A 17,362-nucleotide genomic window follows, 5' to 3' on the forward strand; every position below is an offset into this window, starting at 1 on the left:
ACGAATTACGAAATCAATTTTGAAAAAGTTTCATGGATGAAAAGTGGAAATATAATTCAGGAAAAATCATTTGCCTTAGCTATTGTAGCAATAAAAATAGTACGTAAATTACAAACAGAGAAAAATGAGTTTGTATTATCAAATCAATTGTTAAAAGCTGCAACTTCTGTTGGAGCAAATATTGAAGAATCAATTGGGGGGCAATCAAGAAAAGATTTTTTAGCAAAAATTTCTATAGCTTATAAAGAAGCAAGAGAAACTATTTATTGGATTAAATTGCTTCATGGAACAGATTTGTTAACAAAAGATGAATTTGAAAGTATTTGGAAAATAGCGGATGAATGCTGTAGGATTATTGGTAAAATTCAAACTACATTAAAAATCAAGGGAGTATAGTATTGTTTGTTGTAATAAAATTTTAATAAGCGATTTTGAACTTACTTCATTCGTAATTCGTAATTAAAAATTCGTAATTGTATTATCTTTGCGAGCTATGAATTTATTCGTTTTCAATAGTTTATCCGGAGAGAAAGAGCTTTTTAAGCCGATTGTAGAAGGTCGTGTTGGAATGTATGTTTGCGGACCAACGGTTTATTACGATGCGCATCTTGGAAATTGCAGAACTTTCATTTCGTTCGATGTTATTTATCGTTATTTGATGCATTTGGGATATAAAGTACGATACATTAGAAACATTACGGATGTAGGCCATTTGTTGGATGATGGGGAAGATCGAATGATGAAAGGAGCCCGGTTGGAGCAATTGCAACCCATGGAAGTAGCTCAAAAGTATAGTAACGGATTTCATGATATGATGCGTTTGTTTAATGTATTACCTCCTTCCATTGAACCCAGAGCAACCGGACACATTATTGAGCAAATTGAAATGGTAGCTGATATATTAAAAAGGGGATATGCTTATGAGAAAAACGGGTCTGTTTATTTTGATACGTTGAAATTTATAAAAGACGGAAATCCCTATGGTAAATTATCTGGAAGAATTGTAGAAGATTTACTTTCAGAATCACGGGATGATTTAAAAAATCAGGATGAAAAAAATCATCCTTCGGATTTTGCATTGTGGATAAAAGCGAGCAATGAACATATCATGCGTTGGAATTCACCATGGAGTGTTGGTTTTCCTGGATGGCACTTGGAATGTTCGGCCATGAGTACTAAATATTTAGGAGAGCGATTTGATATTCACGGTGGTGGAAATGATTTAAAATTTCCTCATCATGAAAATGAAATTGCACAAAATATGGGGGCATGTGGAACTTCACCTGCAAATTATTGGTTTCATACGAATATGCTCTTGCTGAATAGCAAAAAAATGTCCAAAAGTGATGGGAATACGATTTCCCCAACTGAATTAATAACTGGAAATAGTTCACATACTTCCAGAGCGTATTCACCTATGGTTTGGAGGTTTTTTACTTTGCAGGCGCATTACCGCTCAACCTTAGATATCACAGATGATTCCTTGCAGGCAGCTGAAAAAGCCTATCGCCTACTGATGGAAAGTATGCGCACGCTTAAAACATTTCAAGCTGATTTTTCAAAAGAATCTGGACTAAAAGATGAAGCCATTAATTCATTGATAGCACAGATGTATCTGGATATGAATGATGATTTTAATGTTCCAAAAACACTGGCTTCCGTATTTGAATTGTGTACGATTATCAATTCCGTAAAAGATGGGCATATTTCTGCGGATGCAATTTCTGTTAAAAGTTGGAATGATCTGGTTCAACATTTAGATCAATTTGTTTTTGAAATTTTTGGTTTGAAAGATGAGAATGATACCAACGATTCCAATACAATTGATCAACTTATGAAATTGGTTATCGAACTGAGGAAAACGGCACGTGAGAATAAAGACTGGTCCAGTTCAGATAAAATAAGGGATATGCTCAAAGAAGCCGGCATTCAATTGAAAGACGGTAAAGATGGAACAGAGTGGATGCATTTGAATTAATTAAAAATTAGGAATTAAGAATTAATAATTGGGAATGAGGAATATTTGGGTAAAAATCGCTGTTGTAATTTTAATTGGCTTGTATGGATGCAAATCCGATAACAAGACAAAAACCGTTGGGGATGCTAAGTTAGAAATTAACTTTCCTGCATTTAATAAAGACAGTGCATTCCAGTATGTAAAACAACAAGTGATGTTTGGTCCTCGAATTCCAAATACACCTGCACATCAGAAATGCGCCGATTGGTTTGTTGAAAAATTTAAATCGTTTGGCACAGAAGTTATTGATCAAAAATTTCAGGTCAAGGCATTTGATGGGACCTTATTAAATGGGCGAAATATAATTGCTCAGATCAATCCAAACATCAAAAGGCGTTTGGTTTTTGCAGCACATTGGGATACCAGACCCTGGGCAGATGCTGATCCGGATCCTGCCAATCGTAAGAAATCATTTGACAGTGCGGATGATGGACCAAGCGGGGTTGCCGTTTTATTAGAACTCGCACGTGCAATTCAATCCCAACCAATAAGAGGTTTAGGTATTGATTTTGTACTTTTTGATCTCGAGGATTATGGACAAGAGGCAAACATTGAATCCTGGGGATTGGGTTCGCAACACTGGTCTAGAAATCCACATGTTTCTGGATATCGCGCTCAATATGGTGTATTGCTTGACATGGTAGGCGCGGCAAATCCTGGTTTTTATGTTGAAGATTATTCTATGTATTATGCCAAGGATATTGTAGAAAAAGTTTGGAATCTTGCTGCATCAGAAGGCTATGGGGGCTCGTTTCCAAAAACATCCGGAGGAGGTGTAACGGATGACCATTATTTTGTCAATGAAATTGCAAAGATTAAAATGATTGACATTATCAATAAGCCTGATGGGAAGAAATTTCCATTTTATCACCATACATTAAAGGACAACATGAACGTCATTGATCCATATACATTGCAAATGGTCGGCAAATTATTAATTCGCCTGATTTATCGAGAAGAGGCTGGTACAATTTAAAAAAAATCATCATGTGATTTTTATTTGAGCAGCTCAAGGCCAATTAAAATCATTTTAAGTTCTTTGTAAGAAAGGCTATATTTGTCAAATGCGACCATCACGCATTTTACATTTCACATTAGTCTTTTTCTTTATATTAATAAGCCATAAGCTTGTTTATAGTCAAACACATTCCAAATGTGGTAGCAATCCGGTTTCTTTATCCAGTAATTGTATGGATGCTTGTGTGGTTTGTGATTTAAATGGCGTTTCAGCGAGAACACTTAATATCACACCAGGCCAAATGCCTCCCGGTTTTTGTACGATGGTTCAGCACAGCATGCAGTGGCTTGCATTTATAGCGGCCTCTGCCAATTTAAGTATCAATGTCGCAGTATCGTCTTGCATGCAAGCAAATGGGGTAGAAATGGGAATTTATGCATCGGATGATTGTCAGACTTTTAAACTGGTGAGCAATTGCAATACCAATATGTTTGCAAATCAGACCTGGTCTTTTTCAACTACAGAACCCCTTAAGATTGGATGTGTTTATTATCTTGTTTTTGATGGAAATGGACCCAATGAATGCAATGTGGACTTTGTCGTCACAGCAGGAAGTACTGTAGCTCCTGTTCCGAATACTTCTGCCAAAATAAGTGGTAAGAAATTGGTCTGCAAAGGAGAAACAGTGGATTACATGATTGCAACCATAAATGGTGCATGTGCTTATGAATGGCGTGTTGAAAACGGGACACTCAATTTTGCAAAAGACAATCAATCACAAGTCACCTGGGATCAACCTGGAAAGGGAAAAATCTGTGTAATGGGTTCGAATATTTGCAATACCGGGAATGAAGTATGCCTGGATGTTGAAATCGGAGAAGAAACGCCTTTACAGGAATTTGGTCCATTTTATATTTGTTTTGGGGAAACTTATAAATTTAAAAATCTTTTTTTAACCGCAGGAACCTGGAATTATTTTAATAAAAATCGATTTGGTTGTGATAGTAATATTACTGTAGTTGTAGAAGAATTTGATCAGATACAAACATTTATTGACACCTTTGTTTGTTATCCGGATAGCTTTAAACTCGGATCCACCCGTTATGATAGTACCGGAGTGTATAAGCAAATTCTCAAGTCAAAGAAGTCACCATACTGCGATAGTATTTTATATATCAATCTACTATACAGCAAACTTAAATCCATTCCCAATAAATCCAATGATATTAGTTGTATAGATACCCTGGTGACTTTATTTGCAGATTCATCTTTAATTCCTAAAAACGTTCCAATCAAACGATATTGGCTCAATGATCTCAATGACACCTTAGGTACCGGAAACCAAATTGTAGTCAGTCAGGCTGGAATGTACAAGCTTGTTTTAATTAATGAAGTCGATTCCATTCATTCATGCATTTCCATTCAGTCCATATTGGTAAAAGGTTCTAAAAACAATCCGGATTTGATTTTACAGGATTCCTTGTCCTATTGCATCGGAGATACCATTTTTTTCAATACGATCCGATTTGCAGATCTGAATAATACCAATGCTTCCTATAATTATTATTGGAATCAATCGGCAAGTGCAACCCAACGGATTGATTCAACTTTTATTCTATTAAATCGGGATACTACCATTTATTTAAAGGCATTTAATGGAACTTGTGAAGATTTGCTTCCGCTACCAATTAAAATAAATGACAAAGAAAATTTTATATTCACAGACAGTTCATTTTGTGCCGGGAGCATGGTTAATCTGTTGAATTTGAATTTTAAAAAGCAAGGTCAATTTTTAGGAGGTCCGCAGTTTTATAATTGTCCTGAAGCTGATTCAAATTGTTTGATTCAAAACAAGCTTGTTCAATTAAACCAGGATACCATTCTATACATTTTACCGGATGGTGCTCGTTGTCCGGAAATTACTACAGTAAAGTTGTTTGCCAAACCATATCCATCTGCTGGGTTCATCACGGATTCCAAGGACTATTGTTTAGGCGATACCGCACAAATTTCATGGATTCAATTTGATAGCAGCACTACCTATAAACTGCAAATAGATCAAACAAATATTTTATTAAATTCAGGCAACAAATCCTATTTAACACAATGGATAGACACAGGCATACATTCCTTATGTCTGACTGCAGATCGATTGGGTTGCATAGACAGCAGCTGCAGCACAGTTTTTGTTCATGCTCCACCAAATATTCCTATTCCAGATTGTTTTTCAACGGATAGCAGCATTTTGTTTACCTGGAGTCAATACACCAACGAGACATACAGGCTTGAAGTGTTGCAGGGAGGCTTTTATATACAAGTTACAGATACCAGTGTATTTTTTCCAAACTTAAATCGGGGAGAAACTATTAAAATCCGAATTCATGCCAGCAATCCCTATTGTAATGAAGTTATTTCAGAAATAGAATGTCAATCCAAAACTTGTCCGCCCATACAACTATCGATTGATCCTGTTGATACCATTTGTTTGAGTAACTCGAGTAAAGCCATCCAACTTACGACGCAAACAAATCCAAGCGGTCAGATTGGAACATACATCTGGAGAGGTCCGGGAATTATTGATTCAATTGCTGGCATTTTTGACCCAATCATTTCAGGTGCCGGATATCATCGCGTTTTTTCAATATTGGATATTAATGGATGCAAATATTTTGATAGCCAATGGATCGTTGTACGAAAAAATCCTTTTGCTGATTTTCTTATGGATTCCGTGGCATGCCAGGATTCTAGTATTTTAATTCGATTTACAGGAAATAACGCAGATTCAGCGCGTTTTAATTGGGCATTGGATGGCGGCTTGTTCAAATTTATTGTACCGGATAAGGAACTAGCGATTTCATGGCATTCTCCGGGATTAAAACAATTAAAATTAGAATTGAATTTTAATAAATGTTTGAGTGAATCATTTAGAACTATTGAAATTTTAGAACATCTACCCAAACCCCTTATCGATTGCGAATCAACAGATACCACCATTACCTTTAAATGGAACAAAGAAGCACGGGTAAAAAAATACAGAATCAATGTTTTAAATGGAAACACGGGTATGTTCATCAATGATACTGTATATCTAATTCGTAAACGATTTTTTAATGACAGCGCAAGCATACAACTCACACTGGAAGATTCAGGACCTTGCAGTGAAATAAGTTCAGATATCGCCTGGTGCAAGTCGCCTGATTGTCCGCCGAAGAATATTGCTATTGATACCAGTATTGAAATTTGTTTTTCAAATCCTGTTTTATTTGATTTAAAAAACTGGTTGAAAGATCCAGTAGTTAATGGTCAGTGGACCGGCGAATTTATTATGAATGGTCAAGTAAATACACAGCGTTTAAAATTGGGAACGCACCATTATATACTTGAAGCCAATGATTTTGGATGTAGCTATAAAGACACCATTCAACTTTCCATTCATGCATCTCCTGTAATCAGCGAACTGGTTCGTACCAATATACCCTGTAGCCCAAACCCACAAACCGGTACGTTGACATTCGGAAAAATTCTGAGTTCCAAATTGCCCTTGCGCTATGCTATAGATGGGGGCAATGTTTCGTTAAACAATTCCTTTCAACAAATTACAGCTGGAAGTCATTTATTCAGCATCATCGACAGTCTGGGTTGCCAAACCGATACCTTGATGGTCTGGAATGCACCGGAAGTCCCGACTCTTGAATTAGGTCCCGACCTGGAAATTTTCAAAGGGGAATCTGTAACTTTAAATGCTTTGATAAGTGGAAATTATCAATTAATTGATTGGATTTCTGGTCAAAATCTATCGTGTACAAATTGTACAAATCCTGGATTGCAGCCTCAGCAAAACATGATTATTTACTGTTTGATAAGCAATGCAGATGGTTGTACGGCAATAGATTCCATTAGTATCCGAATCATTGATAACAAGGTGTATGTACCCAATGTGTTTTCCCCAAATGGCGATAATATCAACGATGTATTTACTGTATTTGGAACGGCAAGCACTATTAAACTATTGGAAATATTTGATCGATGGGGCAATCGAGTCTATTCAAACAAAGAGTTTCAAGCAAATGGTTTGGGTGGTGGATGGAATGGACGGTTTAATGATCAGTACTGTTTGCCAGGAGTCTATGTGTATTATGCTATTGTGGGTTTTGAAAAAGGCCCCGAAATAAAAATAAAAGGTGATTTACAATTACTAAGATAAAAAATAATTCAGTACTTCTGTATGGGTCTGAATTATTTTAAGTTTTCTTATGAAATGATTTTCTTTTTAATTGTAATAATTAACTCCTTTACTTCAATGCCTGTTTTTGTTTCAATGGTTTCTGCTTTTTCAAAATAAGCCGCTTTTCTTACTTCATCATCCAGATTTGCAGCATTGATTTGGACATTTAGAGCAGCGCCACTTACGGCAGCTTGTATACACAATGCACCAACGCCTGCATCGCTGATTGAATTTGGATTTCCGTTTTCAATCATCGCTCTTAGCAAAGGCAAGCAAGACGCAGCAGTTTCCATGGTTTTCAAAGGGATTTCAATAGCATAAACATTTGCTTTACGTATTGCTTTTTTACGGATCGATTTTTCTTCGGCTGTGTTTTTAGGTAAACGAAACGATTCCATGATGGCATTAAATGCTTTGGTATCTTCATCAACCAGAAAAAGCAATTCCTTAATTTTTACCTGAGCCTGAACCCCATATTCAGAAAAAAATTCCAATCGATCTTCATAGCCTTTTTTATGAGCGGTTAAATTAGCAACCATCGCACCAAGTGAAGCTCCTAATGCACCCAAATAAGCAGAAACAGAGCCCCCACCGGGTGCGGGACTTTCAGAAGCAGTTTCATCTGCGAATTTTTTTAAACTGAGATCAACAAGTTTGTTTGTTTTATCTTCCAACATATATTCTATAATTCTCTTTTGAGGTTCAAACAAAGCCAATGAATTTAATCCCAAACTTTGTATAGCTAGATCAATAAGTTCTTCTTCGGAAATACCAAGGGAGCGATTTTGTTTTTTCATGAAATAAACGCCTGCATCCAATAGTGCTTTCTTTGGAACCAGACCAACCAATTCAGAACCCGTTACGACTAAACCCAATCGATCGGCAGATTTTCTGCATTCTTCAAATGCTTTATGCAGCGGTGTTTCCTGCATATTGGTTAAATTCATAGAAACCTGTGCTTGCCCGTATTCGTCGATATACCACCCAATGGCTTTAAGAGATTTACAAGTACCTGGAGTTCTTAAAATTTCACCATGTTGGTTTTTTATGAGTTTTCCAGTTTGCGGATCTTTAACCGGGCGGCCATTTTCACGAATATCGAACGCAATCTCATTGGCAAGTTTTGCGGATTTTGTATTGAGATTGACATTATAAGCAATTAGAAAATCTCGTGCACCAATTACAGTAGCACCCGATTTTGGATTAAACGTTTTAGGGCCAAAATCAGGTTCCCAATCCGGATTTTTCATTTTTTCTTCCAGGCCTTCATATTCTCCACTTCGTATGTCTGCTAAATTTTTGCGACTTGGATGTGTAGCTGAATTTTCATAGAGATATACCGGAATGGATAATTCAGAACCAACTCGAGCAGCTAATTTTTTAGAAAAGGCAACCGTTTCTTCCATGCTGATGCCGGAAATTGGAATCAGCGGACAAACATCGGTGGCTCCCATTCGGGGATGTTCCCCTTTGTGAAAGCGCATATCGATCAATTCTGAAGCCAGTTTAATAGCTTGAAATGCAGCCTCTATAACGGCCTCAGGATTCCCTGCAAAAGTGACTACAGTCCGATTGGTAGATTTTCCTGGATCTACATGGAGCAAGCGGACGCCTTCCGTATGTTCGATTGCCTTCGAAAGGGCCTCAATAAGCTTTTCGTCCCGGCCTTCACTAAAATTTGGGACACATTCTATGATTTTAAGTGCTTTCATACGTTCTTTGTAAATATGTGCGAAATTAAGAGCTTATCACTTAGAAAGTTAATAGTAACATGCTGTTTTATCTGCTTGTTTGGCTTGCAGTGCAAACTGGTAACAGCGCAATCCATTTATATCTCCCCGGACATTAATATTAAAAATGATTTTTCCTATTTTATATTGCCTCATCCAAACGGTACTATTTCTCTCTTAAGAGATAAGTCCTTTAAAATAAGTTTGCAAACTTTATCTCCGGAATTTCAATGGGGTGTAGAAAAATCTATAGAATTACCCGGTCGAAAATGGAGAATTATTGATTTGTTTGAATGGGATAATGATATCGACATTTTTTATGTTAGTAAAATGGAAACTAGTTATGGAATTTATTTAAACAGATACAATAGTCAACCTTCGCTAATTCATGAAAAATTAATTTACGATGGCGTTGCGGTCAGTTCGAATGATGACATTAAAATAAAATATGCATCAAATAAAAATTGGATGGCCATCGGGTTTCAAAATTTATCGGACGAACGATTGATGGTTTTATATAACCGGAAAGCAGATTCAATCTATTATACACTTAACTTGACTAAACAATTTCAAGAAGAGCGCCAACATATTTACGATGTTGAAATTTCGGATCAGGGATTTGTTTATTTGTTTGGCAGAACAAGTGAATCCAATAGAAAGAAAGTTCAAACCCTGATTACAAAAATTGGTTTAGATGGTAATTTATTGGAGGCTAAGGAATTGCCTTTGAAAGATTATTATTTCACAAGCGGAATGGCTAAAATTGATAATGTTGCCGGGAGTTTGGCTTATGGAGGATTGTATTCTGAAAGGAGCAATACACCACCGGAAGGATATGCAATTGGTTTTATAAATGATGAGAATCAGATGTCAGAGATAAATTTTATTCAATTTTCTACATCTTTATTAAAAGAATGGTCTGGTAATTCTAAAAAATCAATTTTATCAAATAGTGAATTAAACACCCGATCCATAGAATTTAAATCAGATAGTGGGTGTTTAATATTTTATGAAAACACCAAGGAGTTAAGTCGAAGACCCTATTTTAGTGCAACAGATCCAACGGGTGCTTATACAACGCGTTGGTATGATTATTATTTTGATGATATCATTGTAGCATCCTTTGATAAAAAGGGGGGCTTGTTATGGGAAAAGGTATTTCACAAACGCCAATATTCTCAGGATGATCAAGGGCTATTCAGTTCATTTTTTATTTTCCATACCAATTCTGTTTTACGAATTATATTTAATGATGCCATCAGTTCGGAAGGTACGGTGTCTGAATACATTTTAAAACCTGGCGGTGAATTCATTCGGAAAAGCATATTAAATACCAGTTATAAGAATTTAAACCTTCGATTTAAGGATGCTATGGAATTAGATGCTCAAAGTCTTTTGGTGCCAAGTGAAAACAATGGAAAGTTGAATTTAGTGAAAATTGTATTTGATTGATCCATTTTCCTTGAATGGTACTGTGTAATTGGATAGTTAGAGTCGCCTAAACGATTCCCCCAATCAGTTTTTATTTCATTTTCAAATAATGATCTAGAAGATTTTAATTAATATAAATCTGATTTGACGGTTTTTTTTTTTTTTAAGAAATTCAAATATTTTTTAAAATTTTTTCAAATTGCTGATGAGCTTTTCTTAAAAAGTGTACCTTTAAATGTTAACCTATCTAATTATTTTTAAAAAAAAACAAGTCTTTAAATTTATGAAAAGCTTATTTATCGGATTACTAGTATCAGCTGCTATCCTGAATGGCCAATCACAGGCTAGCTATATCCCTGGAAGTGCTGCACATAAAACAGCCGCCACAGCCGCCTTTAATGCAGCCAACAGCTTGAATGCCATCAATTTAAAAAAGCCAGCTACTGGAGCTGCCTCTGTATTGGGATTTGACCCGGCACCTTTGGCCCAAATGTATAAATGGCCAGCTTTTGCTGTTGCAGCCTGCAACAATCAAAAAACACTGAGTGCTGGGATGTGGCCCCCTACAGCAAAGGGAACTCCACTGTTTGATTTAGCGGGTTCGCCTGTAGTTTATTGTGGAGTAAATAATGCATTTTATCCAGTTTCGGATGAAGCAACTGCAGATTTATTGATGATAGGTGACCTTACATCGATAGATATGGGAAGTGGACAAGCCGGAAGTGCTGCTGGATTGGTAGCCAAAAAAACTACAAGTCCTAAAGGGTCATTGGCAATAGTTGCAGAAGGTGTAAAGCCGGTTTGCAAAGCAAATTGTGGAACTAAAAAACCAATTGTAAAACTCAAGACAATGGGTGGTGCAGAAGGAGTAAAAGCAGAACGCAAGCAAGACAAAACTGCTGTTGAGAAGAAAATGGATTAATTTAAAACATAGTTGAATGAATTTTTTTCAGGAGGTCTATTTTTATTTATTTAAGTAGACTTCCTGAAATATTTTTTAAGTGTAAATTATTTTAAAGTTTTGGTGTATAACGTATTGTTCTTAATATACGGATCTAAAATACCTATTTAAATAGCCAAATTAATTTTAACTGTGGACTAATATAAAATTCATGTAAAGTTGAAAAACAAACTGATACATTCCAGCTCGCTTTTTACTTCGGGATGCCTACTTTGCTGGTTTCTATTTTCAACTGCATCCGGACTTACTCAAAATGTTTCCGGGAATACCAAAGCCCTGGTCATTGGATTGTCACACTATCAAGATCCTGAAATTAAGGAACTTCCATTTCCACAACGAGATGCTGAATTATTTGCAAGCTATCTGTTAGCAAATAATACGTTTAAGCTGGATAAAGAAAATTTAATGGTTTTGGTTGGTAAAGAAGCTACAGCTGCTGGCGTTGCATCCGCTTTAGATTGGCTGTCAGAGAATACCAAAGTCAAAGACACTGTGATATTGTATTTCTCCGGATATGCAGGCTATCAATTTCGACAAAGTGAATCCAATGCACCGATATATTATTACGATAGTCCGGCATCACAATCTACATCCAATGCTTTTGATTTGTTCAAGCAATTTAATAAGAATGTAAAATCAAAAAAACTTAATTTTTATTGTTTCGGAATTTTATATCCTTTGGTTTCACCTTCGGTTTTAGCACAGGATTCCATCCAAACCAAAACTTGGAATATTCAAGTTGAGCCGTTTCCAAATAAATTTTCCATAAGTAGTTTTTTAAATTCAACAGAAGAAGTACAAACGCGATCCATTTCTGTTGAATTGAAAAGTTTTAATCATTATTTACTTGAAGCTTTAATTGGAAAGGCAGATTTTAATCAAGACCTGAGTATAGATTTTAATGAACTCAATGCGTATTTAAATAAAACCAAATGGTCAGAAGAACATACACCAGGTTTTTTATTTGCAGGCAGTTCATCAAGGAAAAAAGGGTATATCCGTGTAGATCCAAAGCTCTCAACAAATTTAATACAATTAGAGAAGCATCTAACTGCTACCATTTTGGAACCCAATGAAACCAAGCGAAATGAGCTCAGTTTAAATCAACTGGCGGAAAGGGATCGTTCACTGTATCAGGATTTTTTAGTAGCCATTCAATTAGGACATTTAATGATGCCGCCTGATCGAAATGCTTCAATGTTATTGGATTCTATGTTAAGCTTGTCACCCTTTATAAATTATCAGGGAGCCATTAAAAGGCGAATGGCCGCTGCGCTGCAAGACGAGACACAACAAGTTTTAAATGCCTATCTAAATTTTGATAACCAAGAAATTGCAAAAAGAAGAAACAAGACAGGAGCTTATCTAATTTATTCTAACTATTGTCAAAGGGCTTCTGAGCTTTTAGGAAAAGATCACTTTTTGAATAAAATGTTGACCGTAAAAGACTTGTATTTTCAAGGCCTTCAGAAGCGAATAGATGGTGAACGAACTTATAATAATCAATTAATTGAAGAAGCACTTGAATTGCAAAAGCAAAGTTTACAATATGAAAAACAAGCAGCATTTATATATAATGAAATTGGAATTAATTGCAGCCTTCTTGGAAAAAAGGATGATGCCAGAATTAATTTTGAAAAAGCAATTGAGAATTCTCCCAGCTGGAGTATCCCCTTTGCTAATTTAAGTCAATTGTATTTGGATGAGGATTTAAATAAGGCGCAACGATTGGCAAAATATGCCATCCGTTTAAGTCCAAAAAACAGTTATGGATACAATGTAGAAGGATTGGTTTATTTGGAAGCAGCCAATTATAATAAAGCAGAATCATCTTTCTTAAAAGCCATTGAAATGGATGGTAAATTTCAGGAGGCCTATTATAATTTAGCATGTATTAAATCCTTACAGTCAGATTTTCAAATGGCAAATTTTTATTTGGAATTAGCAATTCAAAATGGGTTTTGGGATTTCAATCATGCGAAATCAGATCCGGATTTGGAAGCTTTCCGAAAACAAATTCAATGGATTGAACTTGTTAAAAAGTATTTTAAAGATAAATAATACTTTATTGAACATCATGATAGATTTTATAGAATAAGGTTTATTATTAATCTTTGTTTTAATGAGTTGCTTTATTTGCAAATAATTATTTAGTTTCATTTGATTATGATTATGAGGAAAGGTAAATATGTGTTGTTGTTGCTTCAGCTTTGTTTTATTTTGGGTTTATTTGGTCAACAAAAGGGTGTCATTGCACATTCAACTACCAACAAAGTACTATCAACTAAAAATACCTATGCGGTTGTAGTTGGTATTTCGGATTATCAAGATAAGGGTATTCCGGATTTGCATTATGCAGATAAAGACGCTGAAGCCTTTGCAAATTTTTTACGAAGTTCGGTATTTGTAAATGGCGACGGATTAGATCCAGACCATTTACGCCTTTTAATCAATCAACAAGCAACTGCAGGGCAAGTAGCCGCAGCACTGGATTGGTTATTGGAACAAGCAAAAGAAGGTGATCAGATCATTATCTATTTTTCAGGTCATGGTGATGTCGAACGCAAGACCGTTTCACAGCCGGGCTTTTTATTGTGCTGGGATGCACCGGCAAAAGTTTATATGGGAGGGGGAACTTATTCTTTAGCCTATTTACAGGAAATAGTAAGCACCTTGTCAACATCAAATCTTGCAAAAGTGATTGTAATTTCTGATGCATGTCATGCAGGGAAACTAGCCGGAAATCAAATTGGAGGATCCCAATTAACAACAGCCAACCTTGCTAAACAATTTTCTAATGAGATTAAGATTTTATCCTGCCAACCTGGGGAATTCAGTTTGGAAGGTGAACAATGGGGAGGAGGTCGCGGTGTTTTTAGTTACCACTTGGTAGAAGGATTATATGGTTTAGCAGACCGAAATGCAGATGGCATCGTTTCGGTCGGAGAAATAGACCGTTATTTAGAAGATCATGTAACTTCTGAAGCTGCACCACAAACGCAGGTACCAATGGTCCTTGGTAACAAAACAGAGCAATTGGCTACTGTAAATGAATCCTTATTAAAAGAATTAAAAAAAATAAAGGCAAGCGGACAAGTCATTTTTGCAGCAACTGAGGGCCGCGGATTTGAGGATGTGGAATTAGCTAAACTTGATTCGAATAGCGTAATGAAGTATTATGCCTTTAAAAAGGCTTTGGTTGAAAAAAGATTTTTTAAACCGGAAAATGACTGTGTTGAGTATTATTATGCATCGCTTTCGAATGAGTCCGAATTAACTCAATTGTTAGGATTTATGAAACGAAATTATGCTGCTGCTCTACAGGATGATGCCCAACAAGCCATAAACAGGTACATGAAAGCAGATGTACATGAACTGAGTCTTTCTCAAAAAAATAAAATCAACAATTATAGCCATTTCCCACGCCAATTAACTCGAGCTGCTAATTTATTGGGGCAAAACCATTATCTATATCGAACATTACGGGCTCGAAGTGCCTATTTTGAAGGATTTCCATTGATTTATGGTGGAGAGTTTACCCAAGAAATGATTAAAAGAGCAGCTGTAAAATTCCAGGAATCCATTTCTTGGGATCCGGATATGCCACTCGCACTTTTCGGAATGCAATGGATACATGGCTTTGGCTGGGCACAAGCCGACTCTGCGGAATATTATTTTCAAAAGGCGATTATAAATTCTCCCACGTGGATTCTTCCATGTGTTCGGCAATCGCAAATCTATTCGACCATGTTGTCGGATTTTGTAAATTCAAAAAAATATCTTGATCTTGCTGCTCAGATAGATTCTACATCTCCTTTATATTGGGAAGCTGAAGGAAGTTATTATTTTGAACAAATGCGCTACAGTGAAGCAGAAGTTATTTTTAAAAAAATCATAGAAAATGCTTCCTCTTCAACTTGCCTGCCTTGTTCACAAAATTTATTGGTAAAAATTTATTTAAAGACTGGACGGCTGACTGAAGCTTTTGATTTAGTTCAAAAATTGATAAATTCTGATTCCACAAATGCTACTTCACACAGTACAATGGGAATTGTATTGACAAAGTTGGGTAGGTTTGTAGAGGCTGAAAAAGAATTCAGAATTTCAGGGAGACTTTCTGCAAACAACACAAACCAGGAAATTTTTATTAACTATTGGCAAGCTTATATCTACCTCGAACAAGATCAAATTGAAAATGCATTTGAAGCATTTGAAAAGGCAATAAAACTTGGTTACGATGATTATAGTTGGATGCAGGTTGATCCAGAATTCGTCGCACTACGTCAACATAGTTTGGAGTGGGACGCATTGATGAAGAAATACTTTCCTGAGAAGGTAGAGAGAAAGTGATTACTGATGAAATGCAATCCTGATTTTATTTTACAACAAGAACAATAAATGAAAAAACTGATTTTAATTTTAGCATTTACATTTTTTATTGAGGCAATTAACGCACAACAAAAAGGTGCTTCTCCAAAACCAGTTCTTAGCGGTCAGCAATCAGTAGTTAGTAATACGTATGCTGTTGTGGTTGGGATCTCTGATTACCAGGATCCAGGCATCCCCGACCTTCGTTTTGCTGATAAGGATGCAGAAGCCTTTGCTAATTATTTGAGGAGCGATGCAGGTGGTAAATTGGATAATGATCATCTGAAAGTTTTGATCAATCAGCAAGCAACCATGGCTCAGTTTGGAATTGCATTGGATTGGTTAATGGAATCTGCAAAGGAAGGCGATCAAGTAATCATTTATTTTTCCGGGCATGGGGATGTTGAAAAAAAGACCTTGACACAACCGGGTTTCTTATTGTGTTGGGATGCTCCTGCAAGAGTCTATATCTCAGGAGGTGCTTTTGCACTGCCCATGTTGCAAGAAGTAGTATCGACTATTTCTATCCAAAACAAAGCAAAAGTTATAGTGATTACAGATGCTTGCCGTTCAGGAAAATTAGCCGGAAGTACCGTAAATGGTTCACAAGCAACTGCGTCTAATTTGGCAAAACAATTTGCCAATGAGATAAAAATACTTTCTTGTCAACCAAATGAATACAGTATTGAAGGGGAGCAATGGGGAGGAGGTCGAGGTGCTTTTAGTTTTAATCTTGTAAATGCATTATACGGATTTGCGGATCAAAACAATGATTTATCCATTACATTGCAAGAAGCTGGCAGATATTTAGAAGATAACGTAACGGCTGAAGTTGCTCCAGTAAGTCAAGTCCCAATGATTGTCGGAAATCGTTCTGAAAAAATAGCACGTGTCGATGTAAAATTTCTCGCCTCAATAAAATCAGGAAAGACAAATCATAAAGACATTTTATCTGCAATCGATGCAAAAGGATTTGAAGATGAAATATTGGTAAATTTAGATATCGCTATAAAAAGGACCTATAGCTTATTTAGACAAGCTCTAAAAGATAAAATATTTTTAGAACCTATAAACAGCTGTGCAGATTTTTATTATCAGCAACTAATTAATGAACCAAAATTAGAAAGATTGCATTCCACTATGCGTCGCAATTACGCAGCGGCTTTACAAGATGATGCACAGCAGGTATTGAATACGATGCTTAAAACAGGTTTAACTCTCAATGTGCTTGCTGGTATAAAAGCAAAGGATATTTATAGCGAATACCCTCAAAGACTTGAGCGTGCTGCAGAATTGTTGGGTGAAGGACATTACATGTATAAGGCATTGAAAGCCCGTAAATCATTTTTTGAAGGAATGATTCAGACTTTGAGAAAAAATAGACAAAAATATTTTTATGAAGCACTGAATTGGCAATCAGATTTTCCGCATGCACAAATTGAGCTTATTTCAACCTTTAAATCAGAAAATAAAGATTCCGCAGAATATTACGCAAAAAAGGCAATGGAAATTGCACCACAATGGGTTGTTCCATATACTAGACTATCAAATTATTATGAATCTCGATTTAGAGACTTTAAAAAAGCAGAGGAACTATTAAATAGAGCAGGTGAGATAGACTCTAATTCTGTATTGGTTTGGTATGAAAAAGCCAATTTTTATAATAACTAAG

At 36.0% G+C, this 17,362-nt stretch carries 10 protein-coding genes; 9 read left to right on the top strand and 1 reads right to left on the bottom strand.

What is annotated here, in order from left to right:
• Positions 1–36: 36 nt before the first annotated feature.
• From IPK91_11125 to IPK91_11140, 4 genes are all read left to right on the top strand, one after another.
• Positions 37–396 (top strand): four helix bundle protein, encoded by a 360-nt coding sequence (locus IPK91_11125; GenBank protein MBK8297807.1) that lies wholly within the window; start codon positions 37–39, stop codon positions 394–396.
• 97 nt (positions 397–493) lie between these two features.
• Positions 494–1,978: a cysteine--tRNA ligase gene (locus tag IPK91_11130; protein ID MBK8297808.1), complete on the top strand. Its 1,485-nt coding sequence runs from the start codon at positions 494–496 to the stop codon at positions 1,976–1,978.
• A gap of 34 nt (positions 1,979–2,012) precedes the next feature.
• Entirely contained in the window at positions 2,013–2,993 is a 981-nt protein-coding gene (locus IPK91_11135) for a M28 family peptidase (protein ID MBK8297809.1), read from the top strand.
• 88 nt (positions 2,994–3,081) lie between these two features.
• Positions 3,082–7,179: a gliding motility-associated C-terminal domain-containing protein gene (locus IPK91_11140; protein MBK8297810.1), complete on the top strand. Its 4,098-nt coding sequence runs from the start codon at positions 3,082–3,084 to the stop codon at positions 7,177–7,179.
• Between the two features lie 47 nt (positions 7,180–7,226).
• Here the strand turns inward: IPK91_11140 and ftcD are convergent, their stop codons facing one another.
• Positions 7,227–8,912, bottom strand: coding sequence for a glutamate formimidoyltransferase (gene ftcD / locus IPK91_11145; GenBank protein MBK8297811.1), 1,686 nt, complete (start codon positions 8,910–8,912; stop codon positions 7,227–7,229).
• A gap of 15 nt (positions 8,913–8,927) precedes the next feature.
• Between ftcD and IPK91_11150 the strand changes: the two genes are divergently transcribed.
• The 5 genes from IPK91_11150 to IPK91_11170 all read left to right on the top strand — a co-directional run bounded on the left by IPK91_11150 (position 8,928) and on the right by IPK91_11170 (position 17,361).
• Positions 8,928–10,382 (top strand): hypothetical protein, encoded by a 1,455-nt coding sequence (locus IPK91_11150; GenBank protein MBK8297812.1) that lies wholly within the window; start codon positions 8,928–8,930, stop codon positions 10,380–10,382.
• A 262-nt stretch (positions 10,383–10,644) separates the two neighbouring features.
• A complete protein-coding gene (locus tag IPK91_11155) occupies positions 10,645–11,283 on the top strand; it encodes a hypothetical protein (protein MBK8297813.1) in 639 nt (212 codons plus the stop codon).
• Positions 11,284–11,481: 198 nt separating this feature from the next.
• Positions 11,482–13,383 (top strand): caspase family protein, encoded by a 1,902-nt coding sequence (locus IPK91_11160; protein ID MBK8297814.1) that lies wholly within the window; start codon positions 11,482–11,484, stop codon positions 13,381–13,383.
• 111 nt (positions 13,384–13,494) lie between these two features.
• Complete coding sequence (locus IPK91_11165) at positions 13,495–15,672, top strand: caspase family protein (protein ID MBK8297815.1); 2,178 nt, start codon at positions 13,495–13,497, stop codon at positions 15,670–15,672.
• A gap of 48 nt (positions 15,673–15,720) precedes the next feature.
• On the top strand, positions 15,721–17,361 hold the full coding sequence (locus tag IPK91_11170) for a caspase family protein (GenBank protein MBK8297816.1): 1,641 nt from the start codon (positions 15,721–15,723) through the stop codon (positions 17,359–17,361).
• The last annotated feature ends 1 nt before the right edge of the window (position 17,362 follow it).

The sequence above is a fragment of the Saprospiraceae bacterium genome, from assembly GCA_016712145.1.
Lineage (GTDB): Bacteria > Bacteroidota > Bacteroidia > Chitinophagales > Saprospiraceae > Vicinibacter.